Source organism: Kitasatospora setae KM-6054, from assembly GCF_000269985.1.
Lineage (GTDB): Bacteria > Actinomycetota > Actinomycetes > Streptomycetales > Streptomycetaceae > Kitasatospora > Kitasatospora setae.
Genome location: NC_016109.1, coordinates 8,690,557 through 8,708,148, shown reverse-complemented (window position 1 = coordinate 8,708,148; position 17,592 = coordinate 8,690,557). Strand labels below are relative to the sequence as shown.

At 73.2% G+C, this 17,592-nt stretch carries 14 protein-coding genes; 4 read left to right on the top strand and 10 right to left on the bottom strand.

Annotation, left to right across the window (positions count from 1 at the left end):
• Positions 1-17: 17 nt before the first annotated feature.
• The 3 genes from KSE_RS37620 to KSE_RS37610 all read right to left on the bottom strand — a co-directional run bounded on the left by KSE_RS37620 (position 18) and on the right by KSE_RS37610 (position 3,624).
• Positions 18-1,700: a GH3 family domain-containing protein gene (locus KSE_RS37620; protein ID WP_014133239.1), complete on the bottom strand. Its 1,683-nt coding sequence runs from the start codon at positions 1,698-1,700 to the stop codon at positions 18-20.
• On the bottom strand, positions 1,687-2,322 hold the full coding sequence (locus KSE_RS37615; RefSeq protein ID WP_014133240.1) for a dTMP kinase: 636 nt from the start codon (positions 2,320-2,322) through the stop codon (positions 1,687-1,689). The genes KSE_RS37620 and KSE_RS37615 overlap by 14 nt, the downstream gene beginning before the upstream one ends.
• A 384-nt stretch (positions 2,323-2,706) precedes the next feature.
• The gene (locus tag KSE_RS37610) at positions 2,707-3,624 is read right to left on the bottom strand and encodes a helix-turn-helix domain-containing protein (RefSeq protein WP_014133241.1); all 918 of its coding nucleotides are present in this window, start codon (positions 3,622-3,624) and stop codon (positions 2,707-2,709) included.
• Positions 3,625-3,798: 174 nt separating this feature from the next.
• Between KSE_RS37610 and KSE_RS37605 the strand changes: the two genes are divergently transcribed.
• The 4 genes from KSE_RS37605 to KSE_RS37590 all read left to right on the top strand — a co-directional run bounded on the left by KSE_RS37605 (position 3,799) and on the right by KSE_RS37590 (position 7,931).
• Positions 3,799-5,247 (top strand): MFS transporter, encoded by a 1,449-nt coding sequence (locus tag KSE_RS37605; RefSeq protein WP_014133242.1) that lies wholly within the window; start codon positions 3,799-3,801, stop codon positions 5,245-5,247.
• A 245-nt stretch (positions 5,248-5,492) separates the two neighbouring features.
• Positions 5,493-6,338 (top strand): alpha/beta hydrolase, encoded by an 846-nt coding sequence (locus KSE_RS37600; RefSeq protein WP_014133243.1) that lies wholly within the window; start codon positions 5,493-5,495, stop codon positions 6,336-6,338.
• A gap of 47 nt (positions 6,339-6,385) precedes the next feature.
• Entirely contained in the window at positions 6,386-6,946 is a 561-nt protein-coding gene (locus tag KSE_RS37595) for a hypothetical protein (protein WP_231873103.1), read from the top strand.
• A gap of 10 nt (positions 6,947-6,956) precedes the next feature.
• Positions 6,957-7,931, top strand: coding sequence for an LLM class flavin-dependent oxidoreductase (locus tag KSE_RS37590; RefSeq protein WP_014133245.1), 975 nt, complete (start codon positions 6,957-6,959; stop codon positions 7,929-7,931).
• Positions 7,932-8,025: 94 nt separating this feature from the next.
• Here KSE_RS37590 and KSE_RS37585 read toward each other — a convergent pair whose 3' ends face one another.
• The 7 genes from KSE_RS37585 to KSE_RS37555 all read right to left on the bottom strand — a co-directional run bounded on the left by KSE_RS37585 (position 8,026) and on the right by KSE_RS37555 (position 17,566).
• On the bottom strand, positions 8,026-8,811 hold the full coding sequence (locus KSE_RS37585) for an alpha/beta fold hydrolase (protein WP_014133246.1): 786 nt from the start codon (positions 8,809-8,811) through the stop codon (positions 8,026-8,028).
• A 92-nt stretch (positions 8,812-8,903) separates the two neighbouring features.
• Positions 8,904-10,163: an acyltransferase family protein gene (locus tag KSE_RS37580; protein ID WP_014133247.1), complete on the bottom strand. Its 1,260-nt coding sequence runs from the start codon at positions 10,161-10,163 to the stop codon at positions 8,904-8,906.
• Positions 10,164-10,268: 105 nt separating this feature from the next.
• Positions 10,269-11,522: an FG-GAP repeat domain-containing protein gene (locus KSE_RS37575; protein WP_014133248.1), complete on the bottom strand. Its 1,254-nt coding sequence runs from the start codon at positions 11,520-11,522 to the stop codon at positions 10,269-10,271.
• A 10-nt stretch (positions 11,523-11,532) separates the two neighbouring features.
• Positions 11,533-12,285 carry a hypothetical protein gene (locus KSE_RS37570; RefSeq protein WP_014133249.1) on the bottom strand — a complete coding sequence of 251 codons (753 nt, stop codon included), beginning with the start codon at positions 12,283-12,285 and terminating at the stop codon, positions 11,533-11,535.
• On the bottom strand, positions 12,285-13,481 hold the full coding sequence (gene wecB, locus KSE_RS37565; RefSeq protein WP_014133250.1) for a non-hydrolyzing UDP-N-acetylglucosamine 2-epimerase: 1,197 nt from the start codon (positions 13,479-13,481) through the stop codon (positions 12,285-12,287). Before wecB ends, KSE_RS37570 begins: the two co-directional genes overlap by 1 nt.
• 902 nt (positions 13,482-14,383) lie before the next feature.
• Positions 14,384-15,757, bottom strand: a complete 1,374-nt coding sequence (gene manB, locus KSE_RS37560; RefSeq protein ID WP_014133251.1) for a phosphohexomutase domain-containing protein — start codon at positions 15,755-15,757, stop codon at positions 14,384-14,386.
• 141 nt (positions 15,758-15,898) lie between these two features.
• The gene (locus KSE_RS37555) at positions 15,899-17,566 is read right to left on the bottom strand and encodes an FAD-dependent oxidoreductase (protein WP_033260395.1); all 1,668 of its coding nucleotides are present in this window, start codon (positions 17,564-17,566) and stop codon (positions 15,899-15,901) included.
• Positions 17,567-17,592: the final 26 nt, after the last annotated feature.

The window sequence follows — 17,592 nt, the reverse complement described above, 5'->3', positions numbered from 1 at the left end:
CCGGTGGTGGCCGTCGGTCAGTGGTGGCCGTCGGTCAGTCGTGCCCACTGGGCGTCGTCCTGGCGGAACAGCCGGTCCTTGACCTGGGTGGGCCGGATGCCGGAGGCGACGGCCGCCTGCCAGTCCTCGGCGAAGGCCTCGGGGGCCAGGCGCAGGAGGGTGGGGGGTGCGAGCCGGCCGCCGGCGCGGGCGGTGCGGTAGCCGGCGGACTCGGTGCCCAGCTGCGCGTCGAGGAGGTGGAGGAAGCGCCGGCTCCCGTCCTCGTTCCAGGGCGCGCGGGGGGAGAGCGCGAACTCGTAGCCGGGCGCGGCGCCGGGCGCGGAGGGCCGGACCCGGCAGGCGACGTTGCGCAGTTCGAGGCCGGTACGGCCCAGGGCGACGGCCAGGGCGCGGGTCACCTGGGCGTCGCGCAGCCGCTCGCCGGCCGCGTCGGACCGGGTGCTGCGGCCGGTGTACTCCAGGCGGGGCGCGCCCCCGGCGCGGTCGACGACGCGGACCACGTCGCCGACGGCGTACCGGTAGAGGCCGCCGACGTGGCTGAAGACCACGTGGTAGTCGCGGCCGGTCTCGAGTTCCTCGGGCAGGAGGGTCTCGGTGTCGGGGGTGAGGTCGTCCTCGGCGTCGGCGAACTCGTGGACGGCGGCGGTGACGACCAGGCTCCCGGCGCTGGGGTGCCGGTCGAGCGCGACCCCGACCGGCCCTTCGGAGGCGGCGACCGGTGCGGGCAGGAGGGCCACGTCCGGGCCGAACTCCTCGCGCAGCCGGGGCAGGTAGAGGGAGGCCAGTCCGGTGGTCCAGCAGAACAGGGCGCGCATGCGCGGCCAGATGTGGGCGGGGCGCACGGTGTGGTGGCGGGCGGCGATCCGCTCCAGTTCGGCGGCGCGCCGCGGGTTGGGGGCGCCGTGGGGCAGGCCGCCGAGGGTGCCGTCGGCGATGTCCTTGAGGATCCTGGGCCACCACAGGTTCAGCTGGTGCGGCAGGGCGGCGATCATGGCGGGGTTGATGCCGATCACGCAGCGCACGTCGCTCTCCACCGCCAGGCGCAGCCGCAGGTACATCTTCTCCAGGTGCGCGCCGGCGTCGACGTGGGCGGGCAGGACGGCCCAGGGGGCGCCGGTGCCGGGTTCCGCGGAGAGCGGTTCGCCGAACCTCGTCCCGAAGTCGACCTGGCTGGCGCCGACGTGGGGGCGTCCGGAGGCGGTGGTGGGCGGGGCCGTCAGGGGGTCGTGCTTGAGGTTGAGCACGGCGTCCGGCCGGTCGAGGACGTCCGGGAAGTGCTCGATCAGGGGGGCCCAGGCCGCGTAGTAGAAGGGGAAGAACGTGGTGTGCATGAAGCGCGGGGTGACGGGGATCTTCTTGTGGGCGCCGGTGGTGCCGCTGCTGGTGAAGTACACGGCGGGCTGGTCGGCGGTCAGGACGTTGTGCTCGCCGGCGGCCGCCCGTTCGATCCACGGCCCGAGGGCGGTGTAGTCCTGGACGGGTACGGCCTTGCGGAAGTCGTCCAGGGTGCGGATGGCGGCGAAGCCGTGCTCGCGGCCGTAGTGGGTGCCGGCGTTGAACTCCAGCAGGTCCGCCAGGACGTGTCGGCGCCGGCCGGGGGCGTCGGCGAGGGCGGCGCGCAGGCGGGCGCGTTCGTGGAAGACCCGTTCGCGGTAGCGGCGCAGGCGGTCGGGGTCGGTCCAGGCTTCAGCCGAGTTCATGCGCGAGTACCTTTCGTATGGCCTGCGCGGTCTGCGCGGGGTCGCCGTGTCCGTCGATCACCGTCACCGGGAGGTGGGCGATCTCGTCGTGCATCGTCTTCGCGAGATCGCCCTGGTAGCGGGTGAAGCCGTCCGCGGTCGGCTGGGGGCCGTAGTACTCCAGGCGGTTGAGGTCGCGGCCGTCGTGGCTGCGGCGCCAGGCGGTGGCGGGGCGCACGTCGAGGTAGACGACCCGGCGCGGCTGGGGGAAGGTGCGCCACCAGGCGAAGCCGGCGTGGTCGTCGGCGCCGGCCAGCCGGCCCTTGGCGAGGAGCTTGTAGTAGTAGGAGTCGACGACGGCCGGGGTGTGCGGGTCGGCGCAGAGCCGGTCGCGCAGGTGTACGGCGGCCGTCTGCAGCATCGTGGCGAGGAAGTCGGGTGACCACGCGCCGGGCCGTCCGGCGACCTCGCGGACCAGGTCCCGGCGCAGGCTGGTGAGCAGGGTGTGCTCCGGTGCGAGGTGGGTGTCGTCGACGGAGAGGGTCCGCCACGGCACGGTGTCGCGCAGCAGGGAGAGTGCCGAGGACTTGCCCGCGTAGTCGGGCCCGAGGAGGACGCAGAAGGCAGGGTGGTGTTCCGGCATGGATCATCGCTCCTTGTGAGGGACGGTTCCCCGTGGCGCGTCGCGGCCGGCACGGCTGCGGCCCTGCGCCGACGTTAGGGGAGCGGGCGGGGGTTTTCCGTCTGCGGGGCGGTAACCCGCTGCGATCGTGGCAACTTGGCAGAGGTGTATCCGGTCTGCCGGAAAGGGGGGCGCTTTCGCGGCGGCCGCCGGCTCGGACACGGCGGGGGCACCCGGCGCGGCGCCGGGGCGGCGGGGGCGGCGGGGGCTGCGGCGCGGCAGCGGGAACGGGAACGGCAGCGGGAACGGCAGCGGGAAGGGGAACGGCAGCGGGAACGGGAACGGGACGGACGGCGAAGGCCGTCCGTCCCGTTCCGGGTGGCGCGGTGGCGCGGTGGTGCGGGTCTACCTGTCGCGGGGCTTCTCGCCGGCGAGGTGTCCGCGGGCGGCGGGGCGGGCGCCGTGCGGCGGGTGGCTCAGCAGGGTTCCGGCCAGGAGCTGGAGTCCGGCCTGCGAGGGCGATCCGGCCGGCGCGCTGTAGGCGAGCATCCGCTGCCCGGAGTCGTCCGCCAGCTGCATGCTCTCGAAGGACAGCTCCAGTGCCCCCACGAAGGGGTGGTGCAGCAGCTTGGTGCCGAAGGTGCAGCTGCGGACCGGGTGGCGTGACCACATCCCGGCGAACTCGTCGCTCTTCATCGCGAGCTGGCCGATCAGCTCGGCGAGGCGGCGGTCGTCGGGGTGGCGGCCGGCGGTGAGGCGCAGTGCCGCGACGGATGTCTTGGCCTCGTCCTCCCAGGCGGTGTGGAGTTCGCGGGTGTGCTCGTCGAGGAAGAGCATGCGGGTGAGGTTGGGGCGTTCCGAGGGCGACTGGGGGGCGGTGTAGTCGATGTGGCCGGCGAGGAGTGCGTGGCCCAGCGGGTTCCAGGCCAGGACGTCGTTGCGGCGGTCGAGGATGACGGCGGGCACGTCGGTCATGGCGGCGATGAGCTGGGCGGCGGCGGGGCGGGCGTAGTCCGGTCGCAGCGGGGCGGGGCGGGCGGGGGCGGCGGGGCGGGCCAGGTCGCGCAGGTGCGCGGTCTCGTCGGTGTTCAGGCGCAGCGCGCGGGCGATCGCGTCGAGGACGGCGTCGGAGGCGTTGGTGCTCTGGCCCTGTTCGAGGCGGGTGTAGTGGGTGACGCTCACGCCGGCCAGTTGGGCGAGCTCCTCGCGTCGTAGTCCCGGGACGCGTCGGCGGGCTCCGTAGGCCCGCAGGCCCACGTCCTCCGGTTGGAGCCGGGCTCGTCGGCTGCGCAGGAAGTCTCCCAGCACGGATGGTGTGTCCATGGCTCTCAGTGTGCCCCGCGCCGCGGGCGGGCGGGGTGTTCAAAGGTATCCCTGTGATGAGTAGTCTCCGGGCGACCAGTCGTGGGCTGGGTACTCACCTCAGAGGTCTGGGTAGGCCGCGCCGGCGGCGGCAGGCTCTTCTCCGTAAGCACCGCGATGGATGAGGAGTGTGTGATGTCGGTCGTTGATGAGGCGTCGGTTTCGGGCGGGGTGCGGGGGGCGGGGTCGCCACCGGCACGGATGACGGGGCGCCTGCGGCTGCTGCTGGTGGTGCTGCTGGTCGCGCAGTTCATGCTCGCGGTGGACTTCTCGATCCTGAACGTGGCCCTGCCGGTGATCGGCAAGGGCCTCGGGTTCTCCCTGTCGAACCTGCAGTGGATCGCGACGTCGTTCGCGCTGTGCGCCGCCGGGTTCACCCTGTTCTTCGGCCGCGTCGCCGACCTCTTCGGACGCCGGCGCCTGTTCCTCGCGGGCCTGGCCCTGCTCGGCCTGTCCTCCCTGGTGGGCGGCCTGGCCACCTCCCCGGGCATCCTGATCGCCGCCCGCATCGCCCAGGGCCTGGCCACCGCCGCCGTCACCCCCGCCGGCCTGTCCCTGCTGACCACCTCCTTCCCCGAAGGCCCCCTGCGCGACAAGGCCCTCGGACTCAACGGCGCCCTCATGTCCGCCGGCTTCACCACCGGCGCCATCCTCGGCGGCGTCCTGACCGACCTCCTGTCCTGGCGCTGGTCGTTCTTCATCAACGTCCCCGTCGCCCTCGCCGTCCTGCTCATCGCCCCCGGCGTCATCAAGGAATCCCGCCCCGACCAGCGCCCCCGCCTCGACATCCCCGGCGCCCTCACCGTCACCCTCGGCCTGCTCGCCCTCGTCTTCGGCCTCACCCGCGCCGGCGAGAACGGCTGGAGCGACCCCACCGCCCTGATCTCCCTGGCCGCCGGCCTCCTGCTCCTCATCGCCTTCTACCTCGTCGAGAGCAAGGCCCCCGCACCCCTGGTCCCCGTCACCATCCTCAAGCGCCCCACCGTCATCTGGGGCAACATCGCCGGCCTCATCGCCTTCCTCACCGAGACCTCCCTCGTCTTCCTGATGACCCTCTACCTCCAGGAAGTCCTCGACTTCTCCCCCCTGGCCGCCGGCCTCTCCTTCGGCGTCCTGGGCATCGGCACCGTCATCGGCGGCTCCCTCGCCGCCAAGGTCATCGCCCGCATCGGCACCAAGGCCACCCTCATCACCGGCGGCCTCCTCCAAGCCGCCGCCACCGCCGCCCTGCTCACCCTCGGCGACACCCGCACCTCCATGGCCGTCCTGCTCACCGCCACCTTCCTCGGCGGCATCGGCAACATGCTCGTCATCGTCGGCTTCATGGTCACCGCCACCTCCGGCCTGCCCGACCACGAACAGGGCATGGCCACCGGACTGGCCACCATGACCCAGCAGATCGGCATCACCATGGGCACCCCCATCATGAGCGCCATCGCCACCACCCAGATCACCACCCACGCCACCCACACCACCGTCCTCGACGGCGTCACCCTCGCCGTCCTCGTCAACACCGCCCTCGTCCTCGCCGGCACCCTCACCACCGCCCTCTTCCTCCACACCCGCAAAACCCCCACCCCCTGACCCACCCGGCACCAGACGGCCGCCATCTGGCCAGGTCGGTGTTGCCGCCCCCGCGGGGCCGCCGGGAGGGTGGGGCTCCCGGCTTCCCCCGGGCCGGGCCCCGAGCGCGGTACCCGCCGGGTGGCGGGTACCGCGCGGCGGGTGGTGCCGGGGGTCGCGGGCGCGGGAGTGCGCCCCGGGGCCGGCCGCCGTCGTACGAGCACGGGCTCTCTCTTCCCGACAGGTCTGCGAAACGGAGAAGGATCATGACGGGTTCGGCCACCGGCACCCCCGGACAGATCGTGTGGAAATCGGCTCTCGTGCCGGGCGGGGAGCACCCGGTGCCGGTGCGGATCCTGCGCCCCGCCGCCGGGCACCGCGGCTGGCTGGTCTGGGCGCACGGCGGGAGCTGGCGCAGCGGTTCGGCGGAGGGCTGGCACCGGGCGTGCGCGGACCTCGCCGTGCAGGCGGCGTGCACCGTGGTCAGCGTCGACTACCGGCTGTCGCCGGAGCACCGGCATCCCGCCGCGCTCCAGGACGTCCTGGCGGTGCTGGACTGGGCCCAGGAGCGGGCCGAGGAGGAGGGCCTGCCGCCGGTGGCGGTGGGGGGTGACAGCGCGGGGGGCACGCTCGCGGCGCTGGCGGCCCTGGTGCGTCGTGACCGGGGGCAGCCGCTCAGTGCCCAGGTGCTGGCGTATCCGCCGCTGGATCCCGAGTGCCGTGCCCCGTCGTACACGCGGTACCTGGACAACTTCCCGACCCGGGAGTCGCTGGTCTCGGCGTGGGAGGACTTCCGCGGGAGCGACGGCGGCCGCGGCTACCCCAGTACGCCGTTCGAGGTCGAGGACCTCGGTGCGCTGGCGCCCGCGATCTTGAGTGTCGGGGCGCTGGATCCGGTGGCGGACGACGTCCGTGACTTCGCGCGGCGGCTGCGGGCGGCGGGCAACGAGGTGGTGTTCCAGGAGTTCCCGCAGATGCTCCACGCGGCTTTCCTGCTGCCCCAGGGGCAGTTGCGGCAGTGGCTGGGGGCGGCTCTGCGGCTGCGGCTGCTGGCGTCGGGCCCGAGCCGCAGCGGTAGCGGTAGCAGTAGCAGTAGCAGTAGTGCCAGTTGATCTTGTCCGTGCCGCCGTACCGGCGGCCGTCCCAGAAGGAGAAGCCCGTGAACAGCGTCCCCGAGAGCGCCACCGGCACCGTCCCGGCGAGCGCCGGCACCGCCGCCCTGCCCCATGTCACCGCGCTGCTGCGGCATTTCGGTGACCTGCGGGACGGTTCGCACGGTGAGGCGACGAGCCGCCGGGGGAAGGAGGACCTGTTCCTCTCGGCGGTGGCCCTGCTCGCCCCCTACGCGCTGGAGGCGCTGGAGGAGGTGAACGCCCACCTGCTGAACGGGACGGGGAAGGTCGAGGGGACGGGGGTGCGGCGCACGGCGGACGGCGGGGTGGCCGCGCTGTGGACGCTGTCCTGGCCGGAGCAGCGTTCGGAGGGCATCGAGCCGATCACCCTGGCGGCGCACTACGGGCGCAACTTCCACCACCCGCACCTGCGGGGGGCCACGGTCGGCGAGTGGCCGCTGAACGTCTTCACTCCGGCGCAGGCGAAGGCCGAACTTCCCACCCTGCGCGCGATCATCACCGCCGACCTGCACAATCTCGTCTTCCAGCGGGATTTCCGGATCGTGCCCGCCACGATGGCCGCGGTCGGCTCCGACCACACGAACTGAGGTATCCGCCATGTCGATTCGCCTGTCCGTCCTCGACCAGACCCCGGTCGGCGAGGACTTCTCCCCCGCGGAGGCGCTGCGTGCCTCCGTCGACCTGGCCGAGGCCGCCGACCGCCTGGGCTTCACCCGCTACTGGGTGGCCGAGCACCACAACTCGCCGGGTTTCGCGGGCACCGCGCCGGAGATCCTGGCGGGGGCCCTGCTCGCGCGCACCCGCCACCTGCGGGTGGGGACGGGCGGGGTGCTGCTGCCCCGCTACGAGCCGCTGAAGGTGGCGGAGGTGTTCACCGTGCTGGCGTCGGTGTATCCGGGCCGGGTCGATCTCGGGATCGGGCGCGCGGGTGGTCCGGCGCACCGCTTCCCCCAGCAGCTCGACGAACTGCGGCGGCTGCTGGGGATGTCGGCGCCGGGTTCGGGCGCCGAGGACGCGCGGCGGGCCGGGCCGCAGATGTGGCTGCTGGGGGCGGGGGGCAGTTCGGCGGCGCTGGCCGGGCGCCTGGGGACGTCGTTCGCCTTCGCGCACTTCCTCGCTCCCGCTCCCGGGCGGGCGGCGCTGGAGGACTACCGGCGGGAGTACGCCGCCTCGGGGGCCCGGCCGCCGGCCGAGGGGGTGCTCGCCGTGCGGGTGGTGACCGCGGACACCGACGCGAAGGCGCAGGAGCTGGCGCAGGGGCTGCTGCTGTGGCGCAGCCGTAAGGACCTGGGGCAGGATCTGCCGTTGCCTTCGCCCGCGACGGCGCGTCGCCACCGGTGGACGGGGGCGGAGGCGGAGCGGGCGGCGGTCAACCGCCGGGCCCTGGTGGCGGGGACGCCGGAGCGGGTGCGTGAGGTGCTCACCGGCCTGGCCGCGGAGCACGGGGTCGGGGAGATCGTGGTGAACACCCTGACGCACGATCCCGAGGACCGGCTGCGGTCCCTCCAGTTGCTGGCGCAGGCCTTCGGGCTGACGGAGCGCGGTGGCGCTCTCGCGACGGCGGTGGTGTGACCTTCCCGGTCCGCCGCGCCCGCTCGCCCCGACCACGTGTGGCCCCTCCCCCGTTCTCGCGGGGAGGGGCCACTTCGTGGTCGGGGCGGTGGTGTCAGCGCAGGAAGTCGGTGATGAGCGCGGTGAGTTCGGCGGGTCGCTCGTAGGGGATGTTGTGGCCGCTGTCGATCTCCGCGTAGCGGCTGCCGCGGATCGCGCGGTGGAGTTCGCGGGAGTGTCCGACGGGGATGACCTGGTCCTGGGTGGCGCCGACGACCAGGGTCGGGGTGTGGATGGCGGGCAGGAGGTCGCGGATGTCGACGGTGAGGTCGAGGTCGATCTGGCGGCGGGCTCCCTCGGAGGGCACGGCGGTGGAGGCGGCCTTGGCGAGGGCGGCGCGGTCCAGTCCGGCGAGGCCGGCCGGGGAGACGGCGAGCAGGGTGATGAACTGCTGGTAGGCCTCGGTGTCGAGGTCGGCGAGGCGGCGCCAGAGGCCCAGGAGCGCTTCCTGGCGGGGGTCGTCGTTGCGGGCCCAGCCGCCGACCAGGACGAGGCGGCGCACGAGGTGCGGGTGCCGGGCGGCCAGGGCCGCGGCGACGACGGCGCCGAGGGAGAGGCCGACCACGTCGACGGGGGCGGAGCGGTCCGCTCCCGCGGCGCGGGCGGCGGCGGTGACCTGGGCGACCAGGTGGTCGAGGGTCAGTGGTCCCTCGGGCAGTGCGGTGAGGCCGCTGCCGGCGTAGTCGGGGGTGATGACGGTGTGCCGCGCGGTGAAGCGGGGGCGCAGGTCGGCGAAGTTGGTCTCGGAGTCGGCGGTGGAGCCGTGGACGAGGAGCAGGCCGGGGCCGGTTCCTTCGGTGCGGTAGTGGACGTCTGTTCCTGCTGCGTGGACGGTCGGCATGGTCGGCGTCTTCCTGGGCGGGGGCGGTCGGGGGCTGGTGCGGGTCGGGGGCTGGTGCGGGTCGGGGGCTGGTGCGGGTCGGGGGCGGCCGGTCAGGTGCGGCTCGCGGCGGTGACGGGGCGGGCGCTGCGGTCGGTGTCCTGGTCGGTGTCCTGGGCGGGGAGCGCGGCGGGGAGCGTGGCGGTGGCGGGCCTGCGGCTGCGGCTCCAGCGGCGCATGGCCGGCATCTCGACGAAGCGGAACAGGAGCCAGCCGCCCAGCAGGGACGCGGCGAGGAAGCCGATGACGACGAGGAGGGCCACCGGGGCGCTGTAGGTGTGGGCGCCGAGCAGGGAGCGCAGGTAGAAGATCGTGACGCCCTGGACGAGGTAGAAGCCGAAGGAGATCTCGCCGAGCAGCTGCATGACGGGTCCGCGCAGCCGGGTGCGGCGGCCGTCGACGTCGGCCGCGGCGACGGAGCAGATCAGGGCGCTGACGGGGATGATCATGGCGACGACGAAGCTGTACTGGAAGGGGACCAGGAGGGCGACGCCGTAGCCGACGGCGGTCAGCGCGAAGGAGACGCCGATGCCTATCTGGCGCGGCCACTTGCCGCTCATCACGATGCGGGCGAGCAGGATGCCGAGGGCGAACTCGAAGACGCGGCCCGGCGGGAAGAGGTAGCCGAACCAGAACTGCAGGTCGGAGACGGGGGTGATGGCGGACTTCGGGGTGGCGGGGACGAGGTAGGTGGAGACGAGCTGGACGGCGACCGTGCCGGCGACCATGACGGCGGACCAGGCCCACAGCGCCTTACCGGCGATCTTGCGGATCGGGATGATGAGCAGCGGGAAGAGGACGTAGAAGAGGAGTTCGCTGCCGAGGGACCAGCTCGGGGGGTTGACGCTGAGGTTGATGTCCGGCTGCGGGAAGAAGGTGTGGACGAGCAGCATGTTCGGCAGCCACTGGGCGGTGCCGGTGACGGCGGCGCCGGCGAACAGGACGATCGAGGCGGCGAAGACGACCAGGTGGTTGGGGAAGATCTTGAGCATCCGGCGGCGCCAGAAGGCGGTGACGCGCTCGCCGGGGCGTGAGGCCCAGGCGAGGACGAATCCGCTGAGGACGAAGAAGAAGGACACTCCGAGGTAGCCGGACTTGCTGAAGGCGGTCTCCAGGAAGCCGGCCAGGCCCTTGTCGGCGAAGGGGTTGATGGGGGCGTTGGGCGGGATCGGGGAGTTGCTCAGGGTGGAGTGGAAGAAGAAGACCGCCAGCGCCGCGAAGAACCGCAGTCCGGTCAGTGAGGGCAGTTTGGCCAGGGCGGCGGGCTTGGCGCCGGCGGCGGCGCGGGGGGTGGCAGGGGGCGTCGAGGACATGGCGGGGCTGCTTTCCGGGATCGTCGCGGGCGCGGGGCGGGCGCGGGGCGGGGGTGGGGGCGGGGGTGGGGGCGGCCGTCCTGGACGGCCGCCCCGGGGGCCGGGCTACTGCTGCTCGATCTCGTTGCGGTAGAGCATGAGCTTGGCGTCCTTGGCCACGTAGTAGTGCTGGACCGAGTAGGCGATGGTGGCGAAGTCGAGGCGGCCGTCGCCGTTGAAGTCGGCGGTGGCGATGCGTGCGACGGACTCGTCGGAGACGCGCCACTTGGCCCAGACGCCGTTCTCCAGGTCGATCGCCTTGTAGTACATGACGCCCTGCCACGGCCACGGTCCGCGCAGCGCGACCAGGAACTCGTCCTCGCCGTCGCCGTCGAAGTCGGCGCACACGATCTGGTGTCCGGGGCCCTCGCCGTTCTCGTTGGGGTCGCCGTAGACGTCGAGCAGGGTGCGCTTCCACTCGGCCTCGCCGGCCGGGCCGTCGGTGGTCTTGGTGTAGACGGCGACGGTGTTGCCGTGGAAGGGCTCGATCGCGGCGACGTAGGCCATCGGGTCGTCGCCGATGCGGCCGGCGTTGAGGTCGCCGCTGCCGCGGAAGCCGGTCTGCTCGAACTGGGTGAGTTCGCCGGTGCCGATGAGCTTGCGGACCCATTCCTTGGCGGAGTCGTCCCAGTAGAGCCAGGTGACGCCCTCGTCGGAGGCCAGGAGCAGGGAGTCGCGGTCGGAGCCGGGGATGAGGCCCGGCTTCTTCTCGGCGCCGTGGATCATGCGGAAGTGGCTGTCGTCGATGACCGTCATCGGCCATTCCTCGGCGCTCTGGACGTCGTCGGGCTGGGTGAACAGGACGACGGGCAGGACCGCGTGGACGTCCTCCTTGGCGACGATCGGCAGGCCGATGATCTCCAGGCGCTCGGTCTGGGTGAAGTGGCCGACGCGCAGGCGGTGCATGCCGGTGGCGCGGCCGACGTAGTGCCGCTTCCAGCGGGACTCGTCCTTGTCCGGGCTGCCGGGGTTCTCCAGCCAGTCGATCTTCCCGCCGGCGGTGTTGGCGTCCTGGATGGTGCCGATCGGGCCGTAGAGGTCGTAGCAGACGATGATGTCGGGGTGGCCGTTGCCGCTGATGTCGGCGAAGTCCGCGCCGACCGGCATCTTGATCTTGTCGGCGACCAGGCGGCGGGTCCACTTCTCGCCGTTCTGGTACCAGTAGATCTCGCCGAGCCGCAGACCGTAGCCGAACAGGTCCGGCTTGTTGTCGTTGTCGATGTCGGGGGCCTCCAGCCAGTAGCCGTCGCGCAGCTGGTCGGCCACGATCTCGGCGGCGAAGCGGGGGGCGCGCAGGTGGGATGCGTCGTTGGCGGTCATGGTCCTTCTCCTACGGGTGTCGGTGGGGCATGGGGTGGTACTCGACGGCGAGCCAGACGCAGTCGGTGTCGGCGCGGTACTGGTGCCAGGGGTAGAGGTAGGTGCCGTCGGGGCCGGTGGAGCAGAAGGGCTGGGAAGTGGTGTAGCCAGGGCTCATCGGCAGGTCCTCGTAGAGGGTGCTGTGGTCCTGCTCGGTGAACTTCTGCATCCGGCCCAGGCCGTGGAGCTGGGTGTGCACCTCGATGAAGTCGTGCTGGTTGTGGATGAAGCAGTCGGTGCCGGCCGGGGCGAACCAGAGGTTGGCCCTGATCTCGAAGGGCTGGAGGCGGCGGGGTTCGGCGCGCTCGGCGAGCAGGTGGGCGGGGTCCAGTTCGATGAGGCCGGCGTGGTCCTGGGGGCTCTTCCAGAGCGGGGTGTCGCGCGGGAAGGGCAGGGTGGCGTCCTCGGTGGGGGTGGTGCTGTCGCCGAGGAGGTCTCCCAGGAGGTCCCAGCCGGGTTCGCGGGCGATGCCGGCGATGTCGGTGTCGTCCTTGACGCGCAGGATCAGGAGGGAGGCGGCCTCCTCGATCCGGACGCCGGTGAGGATGGTGGAGGAGAGCGGGGGGATGGCCTTGCGCGGGGTGCGGGCGAGGTGGACGTCGCTGGTGCCGGTGTTGACGACGACGGCCGGTCCGCTGACGTGGTAGTCCTTCACGTCCTGGACGAGGAGGGCCTGGACGCGCGGGCCGCTGAAGTTGAGCGGGGTCTCGGCGTTACGGGGCATCAGGCCCTCGCGAACGGTGCGCGGCGGGCGAGCTCCACGGCGAACTCGTCGACCTCGACGCCGGGGACGAAGGGGTCCACGGCGGGGCCGTCGCCGAAGAAGTGGGCGATGGCGCCGACGGTGCGCTCGGTGGCGCAGCCGTCGCCGTAGGGGTTGGCGGCGGTGGCCATGCGCAGGTACTCGGCGGGGTTGCGCAGCAGTTCGGTGGTGGCGGCGACGATGCCCTCGGTGGTGGTGCCGACCAGCCGGGCGGTGCCGGCGACGACGGCCTCCGAGCGTTCGGTCACGCTGCCCAGGACCAGGGTGGGCTTGCCCAGGGCGGGGCCTTCCTCCTGGGAGCCGCTGCTGTCGGAGACGATGATGTCGGCGCGGCGCATGAGCTTGCTGAAGCTGAGGTAGGGCAGCGGGTCGACGACGGTGATGTTCGGGTGTCCGCCGATCCGGGGGAGCATCGCCTCGCGGACGACGGGGTTGCGGTGCAGCGGGACGATGACGCGTACGTCGGGCTCGTCGGCGATGTCGACCAGGGCCTGGGCGATCTGGGGCAGGTGCGGCCAGGCCTCGCGGCGGTGGGCGGAGGCGAGGATGACCCGCCGCGGGTCGGTGTCCAGGTCGGCGAGGGCCGGGTCCCCGTAGGAGTCGGAGCGTCCGCTGGCCCACTGGAGGGCGTCGATGACGGTGTTGCCGGTGACGACGATGGTCTCCTCGGCGATGCCCTCGCGCAGCAGGTTGGCGTGGTTGCCGGGGGTCGGCGCGAGGTGGAGGGCCGCGATCTGGGCGACGAGGCGGCGGTTGCCCTCCTCGGGGAAGGGCGATCCCAGGAATCCGCTGCGCAGGCCGGCTTCGACGTGGATGACGGGTATCTGGTGGTGGAAGCCGGAGAGGGCGGCGGCGAGGGTGGTGGCGGTGTCGCCGTGCACCAGGACCGCCTCGGTGGAGAGCTTGCCGAACTGCTCGCCCAGGCCGCGCAGGCAGCGGTAGGTGACCTGGGAGAGGGTCTGCTTGGGGGCCATGATCTCCAGGTCGATGTCCGGCTTGAGGCCGAACGCCTCCAGGGTGTCGTCGAGCATCTGCCGGTGCTGGCCGGTGGAGATGACGACGGGGTCGAAGCGGGGGTCGGCCTGGAGTGCCCGGATGACCGGCGCGAACTTGATGGCCTCCGGCCGGGTCCCGAGGACTACTGCTACGGACCGCATGATGTCTTTTTCCTTTGCTGTGGTCTGGTCAGGGCATGCGGAACCAGGGGCGGTTGCCGCGTCGGCGCGATGTTCTTCGGAGGCTCCTCGGCCGGCCCGGTGCCGGGCGGCCCGAGAGGAGGGCCTTCGGTGGCTCACGTCTTCGTGGAAGCCGGGGTCTTTCGCCGGTGGGCCCTGGCGGGCTCCCTTCGGCTGATAGATATCTTTCCCGTGAGCTATCTGTCCGTCAACGAAGGCATCCCGGGACTTGCACAGCGCGGGCACGGCGAAGCCCCCGCGCTCGCGGACGGCGAACACGGGGGCCCAAGGCGGCAGTTGGCGGACGGCAGGACACCCCGGCAGGCCAGAACCCGGCCAGGAGGACCCGCGGGGCGGCCCGCCGGCCCTCACGCCCTCAGACGGCGCAGGACCTCCCCCACCCGAACAGCGCGGGCACGGCGAAGCCCCCGCGCTCGCGGACGGCGAACACGGGGGCCCAAGGCGGCAGTTGGCGGACGGCAGGACACCCCGGCAGGCCAGAACCCGGCCAGGAGGACCCGCGGGGCGGCCCGCCGGCCCTCACGCCCTCAGACGGCGCAGGACCTCCCCCACCCGAACAGCGCGGGCACGGCGAAGCCCCCGCGCTCGCGGACGGCGAACACGGGGGCCCAAGGCGGCAGTTGGCGGACGGCAGGACACCCCGGCAGGCCAGAACCCGGCCAGGAGGACCCGCGGGGCGGCCCGCCGGCCCTCACGCCCGCAGGCCACGCAGGACCTCCCCCACCCGAACAGCGCGGGCACGACGAAGCCCCCGCGCTCGCGGACGGCGAACACGGGGGCCCAAGGCGGCAGTTGGCGGACGACGGGACACCCCGGCAGGCCAGAACCCGGCCAGGAGGACCCGCGGGGCGGCCCGCCGGCCCTCACGCCCGCAGGCGGCGCAGGACCTCCTCGCGGACGCTGCCCAGCGTCGCCGCGTCCCGGGCCTCGACGTTGAGGCGCAGCAGTGGCCGGGTGGTGGAGGGGCGCAGGTTGAACCACCAGTCGTGTGCCGTCACCGTCAGGCCGTCGAGGTCGTCGAGCATGACGTCCTCGTGGCGGGCGTAGGCGGCGCGCAGCGCCGCGGTGCGGCCCTGCGGGTCGTCGGTGGCGATGTCGGTCTCGTCGCAGGAGCGGTAGCGGTCCCAGGGGGCGACCAGGGCCGAGAGCGGGCCCGAGCGGTCGTCCAGGGCGGCCAGGAGGTGGAGGGCGGCGAGCAGGCCGCTGTCGGCGTTCCAGAAGTCGCGGAAGTAGTAGTGCCCCGCGCGTCCGGTGCCCAGGACCGCTCCCGTGGCGGCCATCTCCTCCCGGACGAAGGTGTGCCCCACCCGGGTGCGGACCGCCTTGCCGCCGTATTCGGCGGCCGCTTCGGGGACCGACCGGGAGGTGGCCAGGTCGTGGACCACGGTGGCGCCGGGGTGCCTGTCCATTTCGCGGGCGGTGAGCAGGGCCGCGAGGGCCGGGGCGGGGACGCTCTCGCCGCGTTCGTCGACGACGGCGCAGCGTCCGCCGTCCAGGGCCAGGCCGAGGTCGGCGCCCTCGGCGACCACGCGGGCCCGCAGGGCGGCGGTGGCGGCCGGGGCGAGCGGGTCGGCCCGGGCGTGGGCGGGGGCGGTGTCCGGGCCGGCGGGCAGCGGGACCACGCGCAGGGGCAGGGCCGCGAGGACGGCGGGGGCGCTGTGCCGGCCCGGGCCGTCGCCGGCGTCCACGACGACCGTCAGCGGGCGGATGCCCCGCAGGCCGGCCAGGGCGCGCAGGCGGGCCCCGTAGTCGCCGAGGACGTCGCGGCGCCTGATCGTGCCGACGGGGACGAAGGAGGGCGGGGCCCCGTGCACGGCCCACCGCTCGACCAGGGCGCGGATCTCGGCGAGGGCGGCGTCCTGTCCCAGGGGCGCGGCGCCCGCCCGGCACAGGGTGAGGCCGTGGTAGCCCGCGGGGCCGTGCGGGGCGGTGAACATCGCCCCGGGCAGGGCGAGTTCTCCCGAGGCGAAGTACAGCTGGTCGCTGGTGCAGGGGCCGATGTCGGTGACCGCCGTGCCGTACAGGGCCGCGCCCTGGGCGAAGGCGAGTGCCAGGTCGGGGGCGCAGGAGCGCGTGTCGTGGCCGACGACGAGGGCCTGGGCCTTCGTGACGCGGGCGAAGGCGGCGCCGAACAGTTCGGCGATCCGTTCGTCCCACTGGTCGGGGACGGTTCCGCGCAGGTCGTGGGTGTTGACGAGTGGGGAGAGGTCGAGGCTGTGCGGCCGGCTGAGCGGCATGGGTGTTCCTCCGGGTGCGTGCTCGGGGGGCCGCTGTCGGGCCCGGTGGTTCTCGGCGGGGCGGGGCCGGACGGGGCGGGCCCGGCACGGGCGCGGGCGCGCCCCCGCGGGGAACGCGGGGGCGCGCCCGGGGCCGGGGCCCTAGCGGGGCAGTTCGACGGAGAGTGAGTGGCGGAAGAAGTTCGTCGGGTCCCAGCGCTTCTTGACCTGCTGCAGGCGCGGGTAGTTGCCCTTGTAGTAGAGGGTCTGCCAGGGCACGCCGGAGGTGTTGTGGCGGGGGTCGGAGACGTCGCGGTCGGGGTAGTTGATGTAGCACCCGTCGGTGGCGTCGTCGATCAGGGGCACGCCGCCGGTCTTGGCGAAGAAGTCCTCGTAGATGCCGCGGGCCCAGCCGAGGTAGAAGTCGTCCTCGCTCGCGTCGGCCCAGAAGGTCTGGAAGCACATCTTGAAGATCGAGCTGCGCTGGGCGTTGGCGGTGGCGTCGGGGGCCACCGCGTTGACCTGTCCGCCGAAGGAGAAGAGCACCAGCATGGTGTCCGGGTTGTTGAAGTCCGGCCGGGTCATGTGCCGGTAGACGGCCGCGACCTGGTGGTCGGTGAAGTTCCTGCGCATGTAGCCGGACTTGTGGGCGCCGCGGGAGGTGGGGTTGGTGATGGTCGGGTTGTTGGTGCCCACCTGGCGGGTGGCCTGCAGCCACGGGAGTTCGCGGGGGGCGAGCAGTTCGGGCATCGCGGGCAGTTCGCCGTTGGCGCGGGCCAGTGCCCTGGGGGTGACGCCGGTGCCGGCGAGGACCGCTGTCAGGTAGTCGTCCAGGAGCCGGCGGGCGCCGGGGACGGTCGCGTCGACCTGGGTGAACATGCCGAGGCTGCCGTGCGCGCGGGAGCTGACGTTGAAGAGGCTGCTGAGGTGGCGGTACTCGGAGTCCGGGGCGCTGTTCGCCTCGTGCCAGGCGCCGAAGTTCTTCAGCAGGCGGGTGAACTTCGCCTCGGTCAGCTGGTCCCAGGGCAGTTCGATGGCGCTGACCAGGACCGTCGAGGGCGGGGAGACCAGCTGGTCGGCGGGGTTGCTGCCGGTGGCGCCCGGGGAGCGGAACAGGTAGCGGGTGACGAGGCCGAAGTTGCCGCCGCCGCCGCCGGTGTGGGCCCACCACAGTTCGCGGTTCGGGTCGTTCTCCTCCCGGGTGGCCAGTACGGTGCGGGCCTTGCCCCGCCCGTCGACCACGACGACCTCGACGCCGTAGAGGTGGTCGGAGACCAGTCCGTGGGCCCTGGACAGCAGGCCGTACCCGCCGCCGGCGATGTGGCCGCCGGCCCCGACGCTGTAGCAGATGCCGCCGGGTATGGTGACGCCCCAGCCCTTGTACAGCGCCTCGTAGACGTTGATCAGGCGGGCGCCGGGCTCGACGACGAAGGCGCGGTGGCCGGGGTCGTAGCCGACCTCGGTCATCTCGGAGAAGTCGAGGATGACCTCGACGCCGGGATTGGCCGTGAAGTCGGCGAAGCAGTGGCCGCCGCTGCGGACCGAGACCCGCTTGCCGGCCCGGAAGGCGCTCTCCAGGGCCCGCTCGGCGTCGGCGGAGGACCGGATCATCTTGACGTAGTCGGGCCGGGCGACGAACCGCTGGTTGTTGCCGCTGGTCAGCAGCGGGTACCGCGGGTCGTCGGGGCGGATGGTCGGGCCGGTGGCGGCTCCCGGGGCCGCCCCGGCGGGAGCCGCCGCGGCGCTCCCGCCCAGGGCTGCGGCGGCCACCGCTGCGCCGGCCACGGCCGCGCCGCGTCCCAGTACGGTCCGGCGATCCACACCACTCATCGTCAGCTACCTCGAGTTCCTTGGTT

Coding starts and splice junctions, on each gene's coding strand:
- KSE_RS37555 (WP_033260395.1), bottom strand. CDS start 17,566: ATGAGTGGTGTGGATCGCCGGACCGTACTGGGACGCGGCGCGGCCGTG.
- KSE_RS37570 (WP_014133249.1), bottom strand. CDS start 12,285: ATGCCCCGTAACGCCGAGACCCCGCTCAACTTCAGCGGCCCGCGCGTC.
- KSE_RS37580 (WP_014133247.1), bottom strand. CDS start 10,163: ATGTCCTCGACGCCCCCTGCCACCCCCCGCGCCGCCGCCGGCGCCAAG.
- KSE_RS37600 (WP_014133243.1), top strand. CDS start 5,493: ATGACGGGTTCGGCCACCGGCACCCCCGGACAGATCGTGTGGAAATCG.
- KSE_RS37620 (WP_014133239.1), bottom strand. CDS start 1,700: ATGAACTCGGCTGAAGCCTGGACCGACCCCGACCGCCTGCGCCGCTAC.
- KSE_RS37590 (WP_014133245.1), top strand. CDS start 6,957: ATGTCGATTCGCCTGTCCGTCCTCGACCAGACCCCGGTCGGCGAGGAC.
- KSE_RS37610 (WP_014133241.1), bottom strand. CDS start 3,624: ATGGACACACCATCCGTGCTGGGAGACTTCCTGCGCAGCCGACGAGCC.
- wecB (WP_014133250.1), bottom strand. CDS start 13,481: ATGCGGTCCGTAGCAGTAGTCCTCGGGACCCGGCCGGAGGCCATCAAG.
- KSE_RS37605 (WP_014133242.1), top strand. CDS start 3,799: ATGTCGGTCGTTGATGAGGCGTCGGTTTCGGGCGGGGTGCGGGGGGCG.
- KSE_RS37585 (WP_014133246.1), bottom strand. CDS start 8,811: ATGCCGACCGTCCACGCAGCAGGAACAGACGTCCACTACCGCACCGAA.
- KSE_RS37615 (WP_014133240.1), bottom strand. CDS start 2,322: ATGCCGGAACACCACCCTGCCTTCTGCGTCCTCCTCGGGCCCGACTAC.
- manB (WP_014133251.1), bottom strand. CDS start 15,757: ATGCCGCTCAGCCGGCCGCACAGCCTCGACCTCTCCCCACTCGTCAAC.
- KSE_RS37575 (WP_014133248.1), bottom strand. CDS start 11,522: ATGACCGCCAACGACGCATCCCACCTGCGCGCCCCCCGCTTCGCCGCC.